11 protein-coding genes are annotated in these 17,129 nt (G+C 73.3%); 1 reads left to right on the top strand and 10 read right to left on the bottom strand.

The annotated features are described in order from the left end of the window. Positions 1–141 precede the first annotated feature (141 nt). Positions 142–654: a MarR family winged helix-turn-helix transcriptional regulator gene (locus tag C1J00_RS21355; RefSeq protein WP_439333424.1), complete on the bottom strand. Its 513-nt coding sequence runs from the start codon at positions 652–654 to the stop codon at positions 142–144. Between the two features lie 95 nt (positions 655–749). On the opposite strand from C1J00_RS21355, the gene C1J00_RS21350 reads away from it, so the two are divergent. Next, on the top strand, positions 750–1,163 hold the full coding sequence (locus C1J00_RS21350) for an organic hydroperoxide resistance protein (RefSeq protein WP_102910675.1): 414 nt from the start codon (positions 750–752) through the stop codon (positions 1,161–1,163). 19 nt (positions 1,164–1,182) lie between these two features. Here C1J00_RS21350 and C1J00_RS21345 read toward each other — a convergent pair whose 3' ends face one another. The 9 genes from C1J00_RS21345 to C1J00_RS21305 all read right to left on the bottom strand — a co-directional run. Further along, positions 1,183–2,742 carry a hypothetical protein gene (locus tag C1J00_RS21345; protein WP_102910674.1) on the bottom strand — a complete coding sequence of 520 codons (1,560 nt, stop codon included), beginning with the start codon at positions 2,740–2,742 and terminating at the stop codon, positions 1,183–1,185. A gap of 71 nt (positions 2,743–2,813) precedes the next feature. Further along, positions 2,814–4,652 (bottom strand): arabinofuranosyltransferase AftB family protein, encoded by a 1,839-nt coding sequence (locus C1J00_RS21340; protein WP_102910673.1) that lies wholly within the window; start codon positions 4,650–4,652, stop codon positions 2,814–2,816. Then, positions 4,649–6,889: a bifunctional glycosyltransferase/CDP-glycerol:glycerophosphate glycerophosphotransferase gene (locus C1J00_RS21335; RefSeq protein WP_102910672.1), complete on the bottom strand. Its 2,241-nt coding sequence runs from the start codon at positions 6,887–6,889 to the stop codon at positions 4,649–4,651. The genes C1J00_RS21340 and C1J00_RS21335 overlap by 4 nt, the downstream gene beginning before the upstream one ends. Positions 6,890–6,897: 8 nt before the next feature. Then, complete coding sequence (locus C1J00_RS21330; RefSeq protein WP_102910671.1) at positions 6,898–9,096, bottom strand: bifunctional glycosyltransferase/CDP-glycerol:glycerophosphate glycerophosphotransferase; 2,199 nt, start codon at positions 9,094–9,096, stop codon at positions 6,898–6,900. Between the two features lie 166 nt (positions 9,097–9,262). Beyond that, positions 9,263–11,524: a bifunctional glycosyltransferase/CDP-glycerol:glycerophosphate glycerophosphotransferase gene (locus C1J00_RS21325; RefSeq protein ID WP_102910670.1), complete on the bottom strand. Its 2,262-nt coding sequence runs from the start codon at positions 11,522–11,524 to the stop codon at positions 9,263–9,265. 142 nt (positions 11,525–11,666) lie between these two features. Next, positions 11,667–12,527 (bottom strand): carbohydrate ABC transporter permease, encoded by an 861-nt coding sequence (locus C1J00_RS21320; protein ID WP_102910669.1) that lies wholly within the window; start codon positions 12,525–12,527, stop codon positions 11,667–11,669. Next, positions 12,524–13,864, bottom strand: coding sequence for a carbohydrate ABC transporter permease (locus C1J00_RS21315; protein ID WP_245936437.1), 1,341 nt, complete (start codon positions 13,862–13,864; stop codon positions 12,524–12,526). The genes C1J00_RS21320 and C1J00_RS21315 overlap by 4 nt, the downstream gene beginning before the upstream one ends. Before the next feature lie 4 nt (positions 13,865–13,868). Continuing rightward, positions 13,869–15,281, bottom strand: a complete 1,413-nt coding sequence (locus tag C1J00_RS21310) for an ABC transporter substrate-binding protein (RefSeq protein ID WP_102910668.1) — start codon at positions 15,279–15,281, stop codon at positions 13,869–13,871. Between the two features lie 175 nt (positions 15,282–15,456). Further along, on the bottom strand, positions 15,457–17,129 hold a 1,673-nt coding region (locus tag C1J00_RS21305), incomplete at its 5' end, for an FtsK/SpoIIIE domain-containing protein (RefSeq protein ID WP_281262765.1).

Here is a 17,129-nt window from a genome sequence, read left to right as displayed (position 1 = left end):
GAGCCCCGGCCCTCGGGGCTCCGGCCCTCGGAGCCCCGGCCCTCGGAGCCCCGGCCCTCGGCGCCCCGGTTCCGGAGTGCGCCCCGGCCCTCGGGGCCCGGCCTTCGGCGCTCCGGCCCGGAGCAGCGCCGCCCGGTGCCGTTACGGCCGCTCGTCGGCGGACGAGCCGTCCGGCTCCGCGAGCGCGGCCGCGTCCAGTGCGTTGGTGAGGTCGTCGAGACGGGCGCGCAGCACGCGGACCTCCTCGGGGCCGAAGCCGGTCGAGGCGGCGATCCGGCGCGGCACCTGCAGCGCCCGCCCGCGCAGCGCCACGCCCTCCTCGGTCAGCCGCACCTCCACCGACCGCTCGTCGCGGGAGCTGCGCTCCCGGCGCACCAGACCGGCCGCCTCCAGCCGCTTGAGCAGCGGCGACAGCGTGCCGGAGTCGAGCCGCAGGTGCTCGCCGAGCTTCTTCACGGGCAGCTCGTCGTGCTCCCACAGCACCAGCATCACCAGGTACTGCGGGTAGGTGAGCCCGAGGTCCTTGAGGATCCCGCGGTAGACCCCGTTGAAGGCCCGGGAGGCCGCGTGCAGGGAGAAGCAGATCTGCTGGTCCAGGCGGAGCCAGTCGTCGTCGGGCGTGTTCATGCCTCCAGGATAACTCGTGTCCGTCATTCAGTTGCACACAACTGAATTGTGTGCTCTACTTCTGGGTGTCGGGCGGCCCGGAAGCGGGCCGTCGAACGATGACGTGAGAGGGAAGGTTTTCCATGGACGCGCTCTACACCGCTGTCGCCACCGCCACCCACGGCCGCGAGGGCCGGGCCGTCAGCTCCGACGGCGTGCTGGACCTCGCCCTGGGCATGCCCCAGGCGCTGGGCGGCAACGGCCAGGGCACCAACCCCGAGCAGCTCTTCGCCGCCGGTTACGCCGCCTGCTTCGGCAGCGCCCTCGGCCTGGTCGGCCGTGGGGCCAAGGTCGACGTCAGCGACGCCGCCGTGACCGCCGAGGTCTCCATAGGCAAGCAGGGCGAGGGCTTCGGGCTCGCCGTCACCCTCCGCGTGGAGCTGCCCGACAGCGTGGACGAGGCGACCGGCCGCAAGCTGGTCGAGCAGGCCCACCAGGTCTGCCCGTACTCCAACGCCACCCGCGGCAACATCGAGGTCGACCTCGTCGTCGAGTAGTCCCTGAAGCCCGCGAAGGTCACCCCCCGACCCGCGCCAGCACCTCCCCCGTCCGTCTGCTCCACGCCACCACCACGGCCTCCTCGGGCACCGGGTGCCAGCGCGTCAGCAACAGCCAGCGCACGTGGTAGCGGCGGACGACGGCGGACCGCTCGGCGCGGGTCGAGCCGGGGGCGAGGTAGGCGCGGACATCGGCCGCCCGGCGCTCCCGCTCCCGCTCGTCCAGGGCGGGGTCGGGCCAGATGGGCGCGGCGAGGTTCGGCCCGTACCCGGCGATGGCGTGAGAGGCGAAGTACCCGTCGGTGATCACCACCTCGCCGGGCCCGATGTGCCGCGCCGCCCAGTCGTACGACGGCCAGCGCGTCGGCTGCGTGAAGCCCACCGGGTCGACCGAGCGCGGCACGACCGCCCCGGCGTGCACGACGACGAACCCGACGCACACCCCGGCCACCGCCGCCCCGCCCAGCGCGCGCCTGGCCCGGTGCCAGGGCCGGGGCGCCGCCAGCTCCACCGCCAGGGCGAACTGCAGCGGCACCAGCACGGCCCACAGGGCCCTGGCGTACGTGTAGTGCCCGCTCACCCAGCCGTACGCCACCAGCAGGCACTCCAGCAGGAACATCAGCACCAGCGGATCCCGCGCCGACCGGCGGGCCCGCAACCACAGCGCGGGCAGCCCGACCAGCGCCAGCCAGGAGTTGGCGAGCATCCTCTCGTACAGCTGCCGGTGCATCGCGTCCATGCCGGTGTCGCCCACCAGCGTCAGGACGTCGTAGTAGGGCCAGGTCAGGGCGACCGTCGCGCAGGCCGCCGCGGTGAGCGCCCAGCGTGCCGCGACCGGCCGCCGCCAGCCGCGCTGCCGGGACGCCACGATCGCCACCGCCCCGGTGAGCGCCGAGGCCGCCGTGACGGGATGGGTGAGCAGGATCAGCCCGTACAGGACGCCGATCCCCGCGTACCCCCACCAGCCGCCGAGGCCGCTCGGACCGACGAACCGCACCGCGGGGGCGTCCTCCCGGGCGCGCGTGGCCGTCCAGGCCCACGCCCAGAACGTCAGCCCGATGGCGAGCGCGGACGGGTAGCCCAGGTTCGTCGTCATCGACATCAGCCCGAGGTAGCCGCTCCACAGGATCCGCGCGGTGCCCCACAGCAGCGTCATGAACAGCAGGGCCCACACCGGCGCCCAGGGGCGCGAGGTGAGGGTCCGGACCAAACGGCCGAGCCCCGTCAGCAGCACCAGCAGATGCACCGGCCCGGCGAGCTTCACGACCTCCCAGCCCGACAGCCCCGTCAGCCGCGCCAGAACGCCCTGGGCGACCGCGTACGGCCCGTAGTACGGGCTGCCCGCGCCCGGCAGGTCCGCCATGGTGTGGGCCGGGTGGAGCAGGTCGGCCTTGAGACGCTCGACGACCGCCGCGTGCTGTCCGGCGTCACAGCACAGCGGGATCCGCCAGTACGCCAGCGTCATCACCAGCCAGAACAGGGCGCCGTAGAACTGGTACGGGGTGAGCCTGCCGGCACGTCCGCCGCGCAGCGCCGTCGCACCGCGCACGGCCCGCCGGATCAGGACCGAGGCGCTCACAGAAGGGTGGAAGGGGTCTGGGGCATGCGCCGAATGTTCCCGCCCAAAGCATGCCCTGACCCCGGATCACTTCATCGGGTGAGGCCGCTGCGCCCACCTGCCGGTCGGTCGCACAGCGCCTGCTGTGCCGCCGCCGGCCAGCGCGCGAAGCGGAACCGCGTCCGCTCGACCGCTCCGGTGAGGTTCCGCCAGAACCGCTCGGCGGTGAGCGGCGCGCGCACCGACTCCCTCAGCTCGGCGAGATCGCCGCAGCCCAGCGCGGCCCGGGCCGCCTCGACCGCCTCCCGCGTGGCCTCGGCGCGCAGCAGGTCGCGCTGCGGCGGATGCTTCGCCGCCCACTCGGCGAAGACCCAGTGGTTGCGCAGGAACTTCTCGTGCCCGGGCCAGCTCCACCGCTCCAGCGCCAGGTGCGCGCCGATCGGACTGGCCAGCCCCCAGGCGTCGTTGACGTAGGCGTCCAGCGGCGCCGCGGCCCCCGTCACGCCGAGATGGCGGCCCACGATCACCACGTGGTACGGCGAGTCCGCGCGCATCGGCGTCGCGTGCAGCCGCCGCCCGGCGTCGAAGTAGAGCAGCGTCGGCCCGGGCGCCCGCTCGGCCCGGGCCAGCATGGCGCGCCCCTCCGGCAGGGCGGGCCAGTTGTCCACCCAGGTGGCGGTGCGCACCGGGTTGTGGTCGCCGAGGCCCTCCACATCGGAGCTGCGCACGTTGAACGAGCCGGGCGTGCTGCGCACGTCGAACGGCGCCCGCAGCGGACTGACCGCCGCGAACAGCCACACCACCAGCAGCGCACCCGCCACACCGGTGACCCTGGTCGCGGGCACCACCAGCACCGGCAGTAGCAGCAGCAGAAGGGCGGGCAGGATCATGCGGGCGTGCATGTAGTCGCCGCCGACGCGGACGACGTACCCCGCCAGCAGCAGGCCCGCCGCGAGCGGCGCCAGCAGCACCGCGAGCGAGGCCCGTCCCGGGGCGCGGTCCCGTTGCTCCCGGCGGTTGCGCAGCACCAGCAGGACGGCCAGCGCCCCGAGCACCGGCAGAGCCGGCCACAGCCAGTACGGCCCGAGCGTCTCCTGCACGTACCCGGCGCCCCGGCTCCAGTCGCTGGCGCTCGCCTCCTTGGCGATGGCGGGCAGCGGCACCAGGACCCCGTAGTACCCCGCCCGGAAGACCTCGTACGCCAGTGGCACCGCTCCCGCCGAGGCCAGCATCGCCGCCGTGCCCCGCCGGGAGGGACGCAGCACCCACCACTGCGCGGCCAGGAAGCAGGCCGTGACCACCGCGAGATCGGGCCGGACCAGCGGACCCAGCCCGAACACGAAGGCGGTCGGGTACGTCAGCCGGGCCTCCTGCCCGCGCCGGGTCCGCGTCAGCAGCCACCACGACAGGCCGGTCCAGAACGTGCCCAGACCGCTCTCCAGACCCGAGGTCATGTACGACCAGAACGGCGGCACGGCCAGGAGTACGAGCACACCCGCCGGGAGCAGCAGCCCCGCGCCCCGGTGCAGCCGGCACGTGGCGAGCAGGGCGAACGCGAACCCCGCGGTGCTCAGGACCAGGCCGAGCCCGACCGCGATGAACGCCGGGTCCTCGCCGGTGACCCAGGTGGCGAGGGCGAGCAGCCACTGCCACAGGGTGCCGGTCGAACTCTCGGCCCGCTCGCCGACGTTGAACACGGGCCCGTTGCCCGCCAGGATCTGCCGGACCGGGCGCAGGTAGATGAGCCCGTCGTCGCAGATCCAGCGGCGCCGGTAGCCCAGCACGAACAGGGCCGCGGTGGGCACGGCGACCAGGGCGGCATGCCACCCGGGCACCCAGCGCGGCCGATCGTCGGCGACGGGCGGCCGGGCCGAGGGAGCCCGCTGGCCGGGCAGGGACGGGGCGGCCTCGGGGGTCGCGGGGATTCTCATCTCTCGATCAGCGCCTCTGGTCGTGTGCGGGCCCCCTCGGTCCGGCGCGCCGCGGGCAGCAGCGCCCCGCCTCGCTCGCCCAGCATCAGCAGCCGGACGACCCGCTCGGCGGCCCGGCCGTCCTCGAACTCGCAGTACCGCTCCCGGAAGCCGGAGCGCAGCCGCGCCGCCTCCGCGTCCTGCCAGGTGCCGGACGCGAACAGCCAGGCCAGCTCCCGGTACGAGCGCGACACATGGCCCGGCGCGTCGGCCGTGATGTCGAAGTAGGCGCCCCGGCTCGCCGCGAACGCCCCCCAGTCGTCGGCGTGGACGACGATCGGCCGGTCCAGGAGCGCGTAGTCGAACATCAGGGCGGAGTAGTCGGTGACCAGCACGTCGGAGGCCAGCATCACGTCCTCGACGTGCGGCTCGTCCGTGACGTCCACCAGTACGCCCCGCCGGTGCAGGTCGGCCAGGCCGAGGCCCCGCGCGACGCCCGCCGCCAGCGACGGGTGCAGCCGGACGAGCAGCGTGTGCCCGGGGCCCAGGTCCGCGGCGAACCGTGCCAGGTCGAACCGGTCGACATGGCCGCCCCGCCGGTAGTCCCGTCGGGTCGGCGCGTACAGCACGACCGTGTCACCGGCCGGGACGCCGAGCCGCTCGCGCACCTCCCGGCCCCGGTCCGGACCGGCTCCGACCAGTACGTCGTTGCGGGGGCTGCCGGTCCGCAGCGAGGTGAAGTGGCACGGGTAGGCCCGCTCCCAGGCCCGTTCCGCGTGCCGCCCCGCGACCAGGCTGTAGTCCCAGCGGTCGGCGCGGCGCAGCATCTGCGGCACGTCGAAGCCGTGCCGGGCACCCGGCTTGGTCAGCAGGTCGGCGCCCATGTACTTGAGCGGCGTGCCCTGGTGGGTGTGGATGTGGACGCTGCCGGGCCGCTTGGCCAGGGTGCCGGGCCAGTTGACGTTGTTCACCCAGTACGTGGCCCGCGCCATGACCTCGTGGTAGCGCCGCGAGCCCGGCGTCACATGGTCGATGCCGGGCGGCAGCGCGTCCACCGCGTCCTCCCGGACCACCCACACGCCACGGATGTGCGGGGCGATCTCGCGTGCCTTCTCGTAGATCGCGGCCGGGTCACCGGTCACACCCCGGTGGTGGGTCGCCGAGTAGACGGCGAGACGCGGATCCAGCGGGCGCTTCGACTGTGCCGTGTACCAGCCGCGCAGAGCGCTCTCCGACGCTTTCTTCGCCACCCGTCGCCGCCCGCCCAGCGCGCAGGCGCGCAGATCCCGCAGCCCGCGTGCGGTCGCGTACGCCGCGTAGGGCGCCGAGGCGATCAGCCGCATCTCGGCCCCGCGCCAGCCGTCCGGCCGCGGGAAGCCGCCCCCGGGGAGGTGACGGCGGTGGAAGGAGCGGATCTCGCGGTAGAAGTCGCCCCGGTCCGCGGGCCGCACCCGGTCCTCGCGGGCCAGCACGAACAGCATGTGGTCCAGCGCCCGCTCCAGCAGCAGCGACAGCGCCCAGTCCAGGTCGGGGCGCTGCTCCAGAAAGGCGAACAGGCCCTCGTACTGGGGGAAGATCTCGAAGTGCCGGCGCCCGGGCGTCTTGGTGATCGCGCCCTGGCGGCGCTGCCGGTACTCCACGCCGATCCGGTCCAGGCAGGCGATCCGGTCGGCCAGCACCATCGACCGGTAGGTGACCGGCGCGTCCTCGTACAGCCCCGGCGCGTACTGCAGACCGTGCTCCTGGAAGAAGGAGCGGCGGTAGGCCTTGTTCCAGGCGACCAGGAACAGGTTCAGGTACTGCGGGCTCTCCCGGATGCCGAACGTCTCCAGGCCCGCGGCGGCCAGCAGGTCCGCCGCCTCGCTGCGCCCGCCGCGACCCCACCAGTGGGTACGCACATGGTCGAAGACCAGGATGTCCGGGTCGCCGGTCGCCGCCAGGCGGGCGGCGACGGCGGCCAGCAGGCCCGGTGTGTAGTGGTCGTCGCTGTCCAGGAACAGGACGTAGTCGCCGGCCGCCTCAGCGAGGCCGGCGTTGCGGGCCCGGCCCAGACCGACGTTCTCGGGCAGGTGCAGCACCCGCACCCGGGCGTCGAGGGCGGCGTACTCGTCGAGGATCGCGCCGCTGCCGTCGGGGGAGCGGTCGTCCACGGCGATCACCTCGAAGTCGCCGTAGGACTGGCCGAGCACCGAGTCGAGACACTCGCGCAGGAAGCCCTGCACCTTGTAGACGGGGACGATGATGCTGAAGCGGGGCACTTCTTCGGTCAGCTCCTCACGAGGGTGGCGGCGGGGGCCGGGACGCGCTCCGCGAGCGGGATCACGGGCGGGATCGACTCGGGCGACTCCCCGAGCAGCACCCGACGCACGACGCGCTCGGCGGCGCGCCCGTCGTCGAACTGGCAGAAGCGCTCACGGAACGCGGCCCGCAGGGCGGCGGCGGACTCGTCAGCCCAGGAGCCGTCACGGAAGACGGCCGCCAGCTCCCCGGGAGTCCGGGCGACACGGCCCGGCGGGAGCTCCATCAGGTCGAAGTAGACGCCCCGCGTCTCCCGGTAGACGTCCCAGTCGTCCGCGTACACGACGATCGGCCGGTCCAGGTTGGCGTAGTCGAACATGATCGAGGAGTAGTCCGTGATCAGCGCGTCCGCGGCCAGGCACACGTCCTCAGAGGAGCGGTGCCCGGTGACGTCGATGATCCGGCCGCCGCCCCTGCCCGGCCCCCGGTCGTAGAAGTAGTGGGCGCGCAGCAGCACCACGTACTCGTCGCCGATCGCCTCGCAGAACTCCGCCAGGTCCAGGCCGGTCTCGAAGCCGGTGGCGTAGTCGCGGTGCGTGGGCGCGTAGAGCAGGGCCTTCTTGCCGTCGGGGACGCCCAGTTCCTTGCGGACGCGGGCGACGTCCTCGGCGGACGCCGTGCAGTAGACGTCGTTGCGCGGATAGCCGTACTCGAGGGTCTCGTGCGTGCTCGGGAACGCCCGCTCCCACATCTCGGTGGAGTGCCGGTTGGAGGTGAGGTTGTAGTCCCAGCGGTCCACCCGGGCCAGCAGCTTGGCGAAGCTGCCGGTCGCCGCGGCCACCACGGGGTACGTCGACTGGTCGGCGCCCATGGTCTTCAGCGGGGTGCCGTGCTGGGTCTGGAGGTGGACGCTGCCGGGGCGCTTGACCACGGCGTCCGCGAAGTTGGCGTTGTTGACCAGGTACTTGGCGCGGGCCAGCACCTGCCAGTACCTCCGGCTGCCGATCACCGCGTACTCGACGCCCGGCGGCACGCTGCCCACCGCGTCCGGCTCCACCAGGAACACCGAGCGCAGGTGTGGCGCCAGTTCGCGGGCCTTGGCGTGGATCGCGGCCGGGTTGCAGACGTAGCCGCGGCCCCAGTACGCGCAGTACACGACGAGGTTCTTCTCGAGCGGCAGGCGCAGGGCCGCCGCGTAGCGCAGCCGGGTGCGCAGCCCCCGCGGGCGGGGGAGCAGCGCGGCGGCCCGCAGCGCCCCCCGGTTGACGGCGCGCAGGGCCCGGAACGCCGGGTACGACCCGCAGGCGAGCAGCCGGTGCTGGACGCCGAGGCTGCCACCGGGGGTCCGGTAGCCGGCGGGGCGGTGCCGCCGGTAGAGCGCGCCCGCCCGCCGGAAGAAGGCCCGGCGTCCGGACGTCAGCCGCCGTGGATGGGCGGCCGTCTTCAGTACGGCGGCGAAGAGCTGCTCGAACAGCGGCGTCAGCCGGTCCGCCGGAAGCCCCTGCTCCACGGCCCGCGTCAGCACCACCTCGGCCTGGTCGAGCAGCTCGGCGTGGTGCTCGCCGGGCAGGCCCAGCCGGTCGCCCTGCCGGCGCCGCAGATGCCGGACGACGACCGTGCGCAGGGCCGCCATCCGCTCCGCCCGCAGGGCGACCAGCCCGCCGAAGCCGACATCGGTGAAGTGGTTTCCGGGGAAGGCGAGGCGTTGCTCGGTGAGGAAGGCCCGGCGGTAGGCCGCGCTCCACGCCGGGAGCGTCACGCCCGTCAGCTGCGGGGCGCGGCCGGGGGCGAAGGCCCCGTCCGGTGCCCTGGCCAGCAGGGGCGCGGCCGGGTTGGTCGGCTCGCCCTCCCACCAGGGGGTGCGCTCGTGCTCGAAGTACAGGACGTCCACGTCGCCGGTCTCGCCCAGCCGGGCGTCCAGCGCCGCCAGAGCCCCCGGGACCAGGACGTCGTCGCCGTCGAGGAACAGCACATGGCCGCCGACCGCCGCCCGCAGCCCGGTGGTGCGCGCCCCGGCCAGTCCGTCCGCCGGCGGCGAGTGCACCGGCGTCACCCGGGAGTCCCGCTCGGCGTAGCCGGTGACGACGTCCGCCGCCGGCGCGTCGGGTGCGTCGCACACCGGGATCAGCTCGAAGTCGCCGAACGACTGGGCGAGGACCGAGTCCAGCGCCAGGGACAGCCTGCCCGCGACCCCATGGGACGGGACGACGATGCTGAAGCGGGGCATTCTGCTCTTTCCGTCGAGGGCGGTGTTCACAAGGTGGTGGAGGCGGGCCGTCTCACGCGGCACGCGGGCGTCCCGGCCGCCCGGACGGGCGCCAGGAGGACGGGCGGCTGGGTGTCGGCCGGGACGGGCTGGAGGGCATGCGGACTCCCCGGGGTGAGAACCGTGGTCAGAGGCTGTCGGTGACCGCGTGGGGGCCGGCCGGCAGCGGCACCGTGGTGAGCGGTTCGCGCGTCATCGAGGCCGTCGCCGCGGGCACCGGACAGCGCTCGCCGAGCGGCACGACCGGCGGCAGCTCCGACTCCCCGAGGACGACCCGGCGCACCACCCGCTCCGCGGCCCGGCCGTCGTCGTAGGCGCAGAACCGCTCGCGGAACGCCGCCCGCAGCTGGGCCGAGCGGGAACCGCGCCAGTGGCCGGTGGCGAAGATGTCGATCAGCTCGTCCTCACCGCGGGCGACCGCGCCCGGCGGGGAGTCGCGCAGGTCGAAGTAGGTGCCGCGGGCCGCGTCGTACGCCTCCCAGTCGTCGGCGTGGATCACGATCGGCCGGTCCAGGTTGGCGTAGTCGAACATCAGCGACGAGTAGTCCGTGACCAGGGCGTCCGACGCCAGGCAGAGGGACTCGACGCTCGGGTGGCCGGAGACGTCGACGACCCGGCCGCAGGTGCTGGTCAGCGGGGCGTCGTAGGCGTGGTGGGCGCGGGCCAGGACGACGAAGCGCGGGCCGAGGCGGCGCACGATCCGCTGGAGGTCGAGGGTGTGGCGCTGGGAGCGGCGGTAGTCGCGGTGGGTCGGCGCGTACAGGATCGCCACCGAGCCCCGCGGAATGCCCAGAGAGGCGCGCAGCCGGGCCACGTCCGCCGGGGTCGCCGTCCGGAACACGTCGTTGCGCGGGTAGCCGTACTCCAGCGTGGTGTAGCGGCCGGGATGGACACGCTGGTTCGTCAGAGTGGTGTGGCGGTTGGCGGACAGCACGTAGTCCCACCGGTCGACGTCCTTCAGAAGCCGCGCGAAGTCCCGGCCGCGGGCCGCCGCGGGACGCTCCTGGAGGTCGAGGCCGATGTGACCCAGCGGGGTGCCGTGCCCCGTCTGGATGAGGACCTGACCCCGGCGCTTGGCCAGGCGGTCGTCGAAGCCGGTGTTGCTGACCAGGTAGCGGGAGCGGGCGAGCGCCGTCCAGTAGGCGGCCGTCCCGGGGACGAGGCGGCGCGGGCCGGGCGGGATCGTGTGGTGGTGCTCGCGGCGGGCGACCCACGCCGTGCGGATGTGCGGGGCGAGCTCGCGGAACGCGGCCTCCAGCGCGCCCGGGTTGCAGCCGTGGCCGCGGCCGTCGTAGGCGGCGAAGACGGCGCGGTCGGCGCGCAGCGGCAGACAGCGCTGCACGCGGTAGTGGGTCCTGAGGGCGGCCGACCGCAGGCCCCGCAGCAGTGTCCCGGTGGCCCTGGCGGCGGAGCGGTTCAGGGCGGAGGCCAGCTGGAGGGTGCGGTAGGTGCGGTGCAGACCGAAGCGGATCAGGAGGTGGTGGATCCGGCAGCGCAGGGGCACGGGGGCACCGGGTGTGCGGTAGCGGCGGTAGTGGGCGCGGGCCCTGCGCAGGAAGTCCGCACGCGAGCTGTGGGGCAGCCGGTCCCGCCGGGAGTACACGATCGCCAGGTGGTGCACCATGCGGCGGAACAGCACCGGCCGCCACCGGGCCAGTCCGGGGCGCTCGTCGAGGAACGCGAAGACCCGGTCGTACTGCTCGAAGACGTCGAAGTGCCGCTCGCTGGTGGTGCGCAGGATGCTGCCCCGGCGCCGCTGCCGGTAGTGCACGCAGACCCGGTCCAGGGTCGCGATCGACTCGGCGGTCATCAGCACCGGGTACGTCCACGGCGTGTCCTCGTAGACGCCGGGCGGGAAGACGAACCCCTCCCGTTCGACGAACTCCCGCCGGTAGGCCTTGTTCCAGGCGACCATCAGCAGCCGCAGCAGCCCCGGCCGGTCCTCCAGGCGGAACGGCGCCGGTCCCTGCTCGGTGAGCTGCAGGGCCGCCTGGTTGCGGATCGCCTCACCCGTCCAGTAGGTGCGGGCGTAGTCGAAGACCAGCACGTCCGGCTCGCCGGTCTCCTTCAGCCGGTCGGCGATCGACCGCAGCGCGTCGGGCGTGAGGGTGTCGTCGCTGTCGAGGAACAGCAGGTAGTCGCCGCTCGCGTGCGCCACCCCGGCGTTTCTCGCGCGGCCCAGGCCCACGTTCTCCGGCAGGTGGAAGGGGCGTACGCGCGTGTCGCGGGCGGCGAACTCGTCGATGATCGCGCCGCACGCGTCCGGCGAGCAGTCGTCGACGACGATCAGTTCCAGATCGGGACAGGACTGGGAGAGCACCGATTCGAGGCACTCGTGCAGGTACGCCTGAACCTGGTACGCGGGGACAATGACACTGAACCTGGGCAAGAGGCCATCCATCGGTCGGCGCGGGCGTTCGGCCCGGGAACGGCCGGTGGGCCGACTTGGTTACGGTGGCTACGGCATCCGGGGGAACGCCGAAGGGGCGGCCCGCCCCCGGCCCGCCCCTTCAACTACCGTGCTGTGCTTGCTACTTGACCGCGCCCGCCATCACGCCGGACACGAACTGCCGCTGGAACGCGAAGAAGACGGCCAGCGGGACGACCATCGAGATGAACGCGCCGGGTGCCAGCACGTCGATGTTGTTGCCGAACTGCCGTACCTGCGTCTGGAGCGCGACCGTGATCGGCTGGCTCCCGGAGTCCGAGAAGATCAGCGCGACCAGCATGTCGTTCCACACCCACAGGAACTGGAAGATGCCGAGCGCGGCGATCGCCGGACCGCCCAGAGGCATCACGACACGGAAGAACAGGCGCAGTTCACCCGCCCCGTCCAGCCGCGCCGCCTCCAGCAGCTCGCGCGGGATCTCCGCGAAGAAGTTCCGCAGCAGGAACACCGCGAACGGCAGACCGAAGCCGACGTGGAAGAGCACCACGCCGATCACGGATCCGAAGATGCCGATGCCGCCGAAGAGTTCGGCGATCGGGATCAGAGCCACCTGCACGGGCACGACCAGCAGACCGACCACGCCCAGGAACCACCAGTCCCGGCCGGGGAACTCCATCCAGGCGAAGGCGTAGCCGGCCAGCGAGCCGATGATCACGACCAGCAGGGTCGCCGGCACGGTGATCCATACCGTGTTCAGCAGGGAGCCGGTGATGTCCTCGTTCTCCAGCAGCTTCGCGTAGCTGTCGAAGGTGATCTGCGAGGGCTCGGTGAACACCTTCCACCAGCCGCTGGCCGAGATGTCCTCCGGCGCACGGAGGCTGGACAGCAGCAGCCCGATCGTCGGCACCAGCCAGAACAGCCCGACGACGATGAGGAACACCCGCAGCAGCCCACCGCTGACCTTCTCGGCGAGCCGCGATCCCAGCGACTGTTTGGCTTTCATCGCCGCACCTCCCGCCGCAGCCGACGCACGTTGAACCACATCACCGGGATCACGAGCAGCAGCAGGAACACCGAGATGGCGCTGGCGATGCCCGGCTGGTCCTCGGAGAAGCCCTTGCGGTACAGCTCCAGGGCGAGGACGTTCGCGTCGTCCTGGGAGGAGCCGGGGGCGATGATGAAGACCAGGTCGAAGATCTTCAGCACATTGATCATCAGGGTGACGGCGACGACCGCCAGCACGGGCGCCAGCAGCGGCACCGTGACCCGTCTGAACACCTGCCACTCACTCGCGCCGTCCACCCGTGCCGCCTCCAGCAGCTCCCTCGGCACGCTCGCGAGCCCGGCGGCGATCAGCACCATCGCGAAGCCCGCCCACATCCAGATGTACGAGCCGATGATGGCCGGGGTGACCAGGGACGGGCCGAGCCAGTCCAGGCCGTTGTAAGGCTCCTTGAAGTTGCTTGCCGGGAGCCGGAGTTGCGCCCCGTCGGCCGAGGCGGGCAGCGTGAAGGTGCCGTCGTCGGCGGCCGTCGCCGACGCCACCACCCTGCCGTCCTTCACGGCCTCGATCTTCATGCCGGCATAGCCCAGTTCGGCGGAGTCGACACGGTTGAGCGTGCCGACGCCCTTGCCGCGTGTGAAGTCCTGCCAGGTCGTGCCCGTGACCTTGTCCGGCTCGGGCTTCGCCGCCGCCGCGGCGCCGTCGGGCATCAGGTCGGGCGCCACACCCACCAGGGGCAGCGAGACCGCCTCGCCCGCGCGGACGGGCGACTTGGTGATGAACGCGCCGCCGCCGGCCGGCTCCAGCGGCGAGTCCCGGCCCGGGTGGGCCTTCGGGAACGCCGACGCCTGGGAGAACGTGTCGTGCACGCCCACCCACACCGCGTTCGCGAAGCCCTTGTCCGGGTCCTGGTCGTACACCAGGCGGAAGATGATGCCCGCCGCCAGCATCGAGATCGCCATCGGCATGAAGACGACCAGCTTGAACGCCGTACCCCAGCGCACCCGTTCGGTCAGCACCGCGAAGATCAGGCCGAGTGCCGTCGCGACCGTAGGCGCGAACACCACCCAGATGATGTTGTTCTTCAGCGCGGTGCGGATGCCCTCGTCGGTGAAGAGGGCCTTGTAGTTGTCTATTCCGGCGAAGCCGTCACCGGACTGGTCGTAGAAACTGCGTACGACCGAGTACCCGATCGGGTACACCACGAGCGCGCCGAGCAGGACGAGCGCGGGCAGCAGGAACAGCGCCGCGACGGTCCTGCGGGTGCCGGTCACACTCTTGCGCGACTTGGGAGCGGCAGGGGGCTTGGTGCCCCCTGCCGCCGGAACCGACGTCATGACGTCAGTTCCCGTACGCCGCGGCCGCTTCGGCCTCCAGCTTCTGCTGCGTCCCCGCGATGTCCTTCGGGTTCTTCAGGAAGTCCTGCAGGATCTTCCACTCGCCCTTGCCGGGCGTACCGCCGAAGGCCTGCGGGGCCTGGTCGGACATGTCGAAGCGGAAGTCGTCACCGGCGTCGATGAGCGCCTTGGCGATCCTCTGCTGCACCGCGTTGGGGTACGCGGAGTTCGGCACGTTCTTGTTCGGCGAGAGGTAGCCGCCCAGCTTGGCCTGGATCTGCGCCGCGTCGGGCGAGGCCAGCCAGGTGGCCAGGGCCTGCGACCCCTTCGAGTCCTCCAGGATCACGGCCGCGTCACCGGCCGAGACCACCGGCCCGTTGTCACCGACGGCCGGGAACGGGAACACCTTCGCGTCCGTGCCGACCTTCATGGCGGAGGGGATGTTGACCTGCGCGAAGTCGCCCGCCGCGACCATGGCGGCCTTGGGCTGGTCCCCGCCGGTGAAGACCTGGGTGACGGACGCCGGGAAGTCGGTCTGCAACGCCCCGTTCGCCCCGCCCGCGATGTAGTCCGGCTTGCCCCAGACCTGCGCGAGCGTGGTCAGCGCGTCCTTCACGGACGGGTCCGTCCACTTGATCTCGTGCTTGGCCAGCTGGTCGTACTTCTCCGGCCCGGCCTGGGAGAGGTACACGTTCTCGAACCAGTCGGTCAGCGTCCAGCCCTCGGCGCCGCCGACGGAGAACGGGGTGACGCCGGAGTCGTAGACCGTCTGCGCGGTGCTGAGCAGGTCCGGCCAGGTCTCGGGCTCACTCGCCCCGGCGTTCTCGAAGACCTGGTTGTTGTACCAGATCAGGGACTTGTTGGCGGCCTTGTAGTAGACGCCGTACTGCTTGCCGCCCACCTTGCCGATGTCCTGCCAGCCCTGCGAGTAGTTCTCGCCGAGCTCCTTGAGGGCCTCGGCGCCGAGGGGCTTGGCCCAGCCGCGGTCGACGGCCTGCTTGATGGCGCCCGGCTGCGGCAGCATCGCGATGTCCGGCGGCTGCCCGCCGGCCACCTTCGAGCCGATGAAGTTGATGATGGGGTCCTGGGCGGGCACGAACGTCACCTTGGCGCCCGTGCGCTTCTCGAACTCCGCCAGGACCTTCTTGAAGTTGGCCTGTTCCGTACCGCTCCACACGGCGGCGATCTCCAGGCTCGTGCCGTCCAGCTTGGGAAGAGTGACGCTGTTGGCGGTCTCCTCGCTGTCGCCCGTGCTTCCGTTGTTGCTCTTGTCGTCGCCTCCGCAGGCGGTGAGCGAGAGCGCGAGCGCTCCCGCGGCGACGGCTGCCGCGGCCTTTGCGGCTCTGCGGTGCTGGGGGGTCGCCGTGTCCTGCTCGGGCGACCAGCGTTTCCGGATGGTGCTGCTCGTCATGCGCATGACTGCCCCGTTCTTCGTTCCTCGTCGAACGTCGAGCGCGCTCCCGTGCGATCTGGTCTACGCCCGGGTGTGCGGGGGCGGCAAGATGGCGTCGGCTGTCAAGCGGGGGATCGTGACTCCCTCGTGACCAGGGCCGTGGCCCATGACGCCGGGTGGGGCCGGCGGCCGTCCACGGCTACAGGAGCGACGGCACCTTCGCCGCCGCGACCTCCCGCGCCGCCCTTTCCAGCGCGCTGGCCAACAGTGCCAGGTCGGTCGGGCCGTTTCCGAGCTCCCGCACCGGACGCCGGGCCGGAGGGTCACCCATGCGGTGCCATTCCAGAGGGACGACCGTGGGGCGCAGCGTCGCCGTCCGGGGGATCCGGCCGGTGACCCGACCGCCCTGGAACGGTGTGACCCGCCCGTCCGCGCCGGTCAGCCTGCCCCGGCCGGGGGCCGGTTCGTCCGGGCCCGGGCCGTGGCCCGGACCCGGGGCCGGGGCGTCGAGCGCGACGCGCAGGGTCGCCCGGCGCGCCGGTTCCGTCTCCGCTGTTCGGGCGCACGGGCCGGTGGCCGCCACCAGATGGACGCCGAGCCGCTCGCCCTCCTTGGCCACGGCCTCCAGCGCGCGCATCACCGACCCGGCCGCGGGCCGGCCGGTCGAGCCGAGCGCCGGGGAGACCAGCGCGTCCAGGTCGTCGACGACCACGACGAGCCGGGGGAGCGGGGGCGCGGCCGCCTCCGTGTGCCGCCGGGCCGCTCCGGGCCGCAGCCGAATGGTGGAACTGGACGGGGAGTCGATGTCGCCGGCCCCTCCCGCCTCGGCCCGGGCACCGCCCCGGCCCGTCGCCGTGCGCTGGGCGACCATACGGCCCGACAGCTCGCGCCCGGTGTGCCACTCGGCGAAGTCGGATCGCCCGAGCAGCTCGGCTCGCCGCTTCAGCTCGGCGCTCAGGGACTGCGCGAACTCCCGCATCCGGACCGGGTCGTGGGCCATGAGCAGCGTGGTGACATGCGGTACGTCCGTACACACCCGCAGTCCCTCGCCGTGCCCGCCGCCCGCGCCCGGGCCGCCCCGGCCGTCGACCAGCACGATGCCGAGGCGGTCCGGCCGCTCGGCGGCGGCCAGCGACGCGACGATCGCCCGCAGCAGCTCCGTACGGCCGCTGCCCGGCGGGCCCTCGATCAGCAGATGCGGGCCCTGGACCGCGAGGTCCGCGCAGACCGGCCCGCGCGGACCGGCGCCCAGCACCGCGCGCACGCGTCCGCCCAGTGCGTCGGCGTCGTCGGCCGCGTCCGCCCAGCGCGCCATCAGGGACGCCGGCGTGGCCCTGGCCAGGCCCAGCTCGTCCAGCAGGCGGGCCGTCTGTGGCAGCGGTGCCGAGACGCGCGGCTGGCGCTCGCTCGCCGGGCCGTCCGTCCGCAGTGGCGCCAGCGCCCGCGCGAACCGCTCGGCCCAGGCCGGGGAGACGGCGTCGACGGTGGCGATGGTGCCGTGCCCGACCGGCCCGGCCGGTGCGCCGTCACCGCCGGCCCGGGCCACCCGCACCAGCCGCAGGGCCGTCGCCACGTCCCCGCTGAGCAGCGCGACCGCGCCGCACTGGCGGAACGTCGGCGCCACCGAGCAGGCCGCCTCGTACGTCTCCGTCACCGGCGAGGCCGGGGAGGCGGCGGCCGTCTCGGCCAGGCAGACGACGTGGATCCCGGCCCGGGGGCCCTCCAGCGCCAGCCGCGCGACCGCTGCGCGCAGGTCGGCGCCGCCGGGGTCGCCGTCGACGACCACGACCGTGTACGGGCCGGGGTAACCGGCTGTCGCGTCGGTGCCGGAGTCGTCGTTCTGCGCCCAGGAGGGGCGGCGGGGGGCCGGGA

Origin of the sequence: Streptomyces cahuitamycinicus (assembly GCF_002891435.1) — a bacterium.
In the GTDB taxonomy this organism is placed as follows: domain Bacteria; phylum Actinomycetota; class Actinomycetes; order Streptomycetales; family Streptomycetaceae; genus Streptomyces; species Streptomyces cahuitamycinicus.
The sequence above is the reverse complement of the archived record's forward strand: the minus strand, read 5'-3'. Positions and strand labels throughout refer to the sequence as shown.

Bases quoted from the DNA above. Each gene is read 5' to 3' on its own strand.
- C1J00_RS21355 (WP_439333424.1), bottom strand. From the start codon at position 654: ATGACGGACACGAGTTATCCTGGAGGCATGAACACGCCCGACGACGAC.
- C1J00_RS21350 (WP_102910675.1), top strand. From the start codon at position 750: ATGGACGCGCTCTACACCGCTGTCGCCACCGCCACCCACGGCCGCGAG.
- C1J00_RS21340 (WP_102910673.1), bottom strand. From the start codon at position 4,652: ATGAGAATCCCCGCGACCCCCGAGGCCGCCCCGTCCCTGCCCGGCCAG.
- C1J00_RS21330 (WP_102910671.1), bottom strand. From the start codon at position 9,096: ATGCCCCGCTTCAGCATCGTCGTCCCGTCCCATGGGGTCGCGGGCAGG.
- C1J00_RS21320 (WP_102910669.1), bottom strand. From the start codon at position 12,527: ATGAAAGCCAAACAGTCGCTGGGATCGCGGCTCGCCGAGAAGGTCAGC.
- C1J00_RS21315 (WP_245936437.1), bottom strand. From the start codon at position 13,864: ATGACGTCGGTTCCGGCGGCAGGGGGCACCAAGCCCCCTGCCGCTCCC.
- C1J00_RS21310 (WP_102910668.1), bottom strand. From the start codon at position 15,281: ATGCGCATGACGAGCAGCACCATCCGGAAACGCTGGTCGCCCGAGCAG.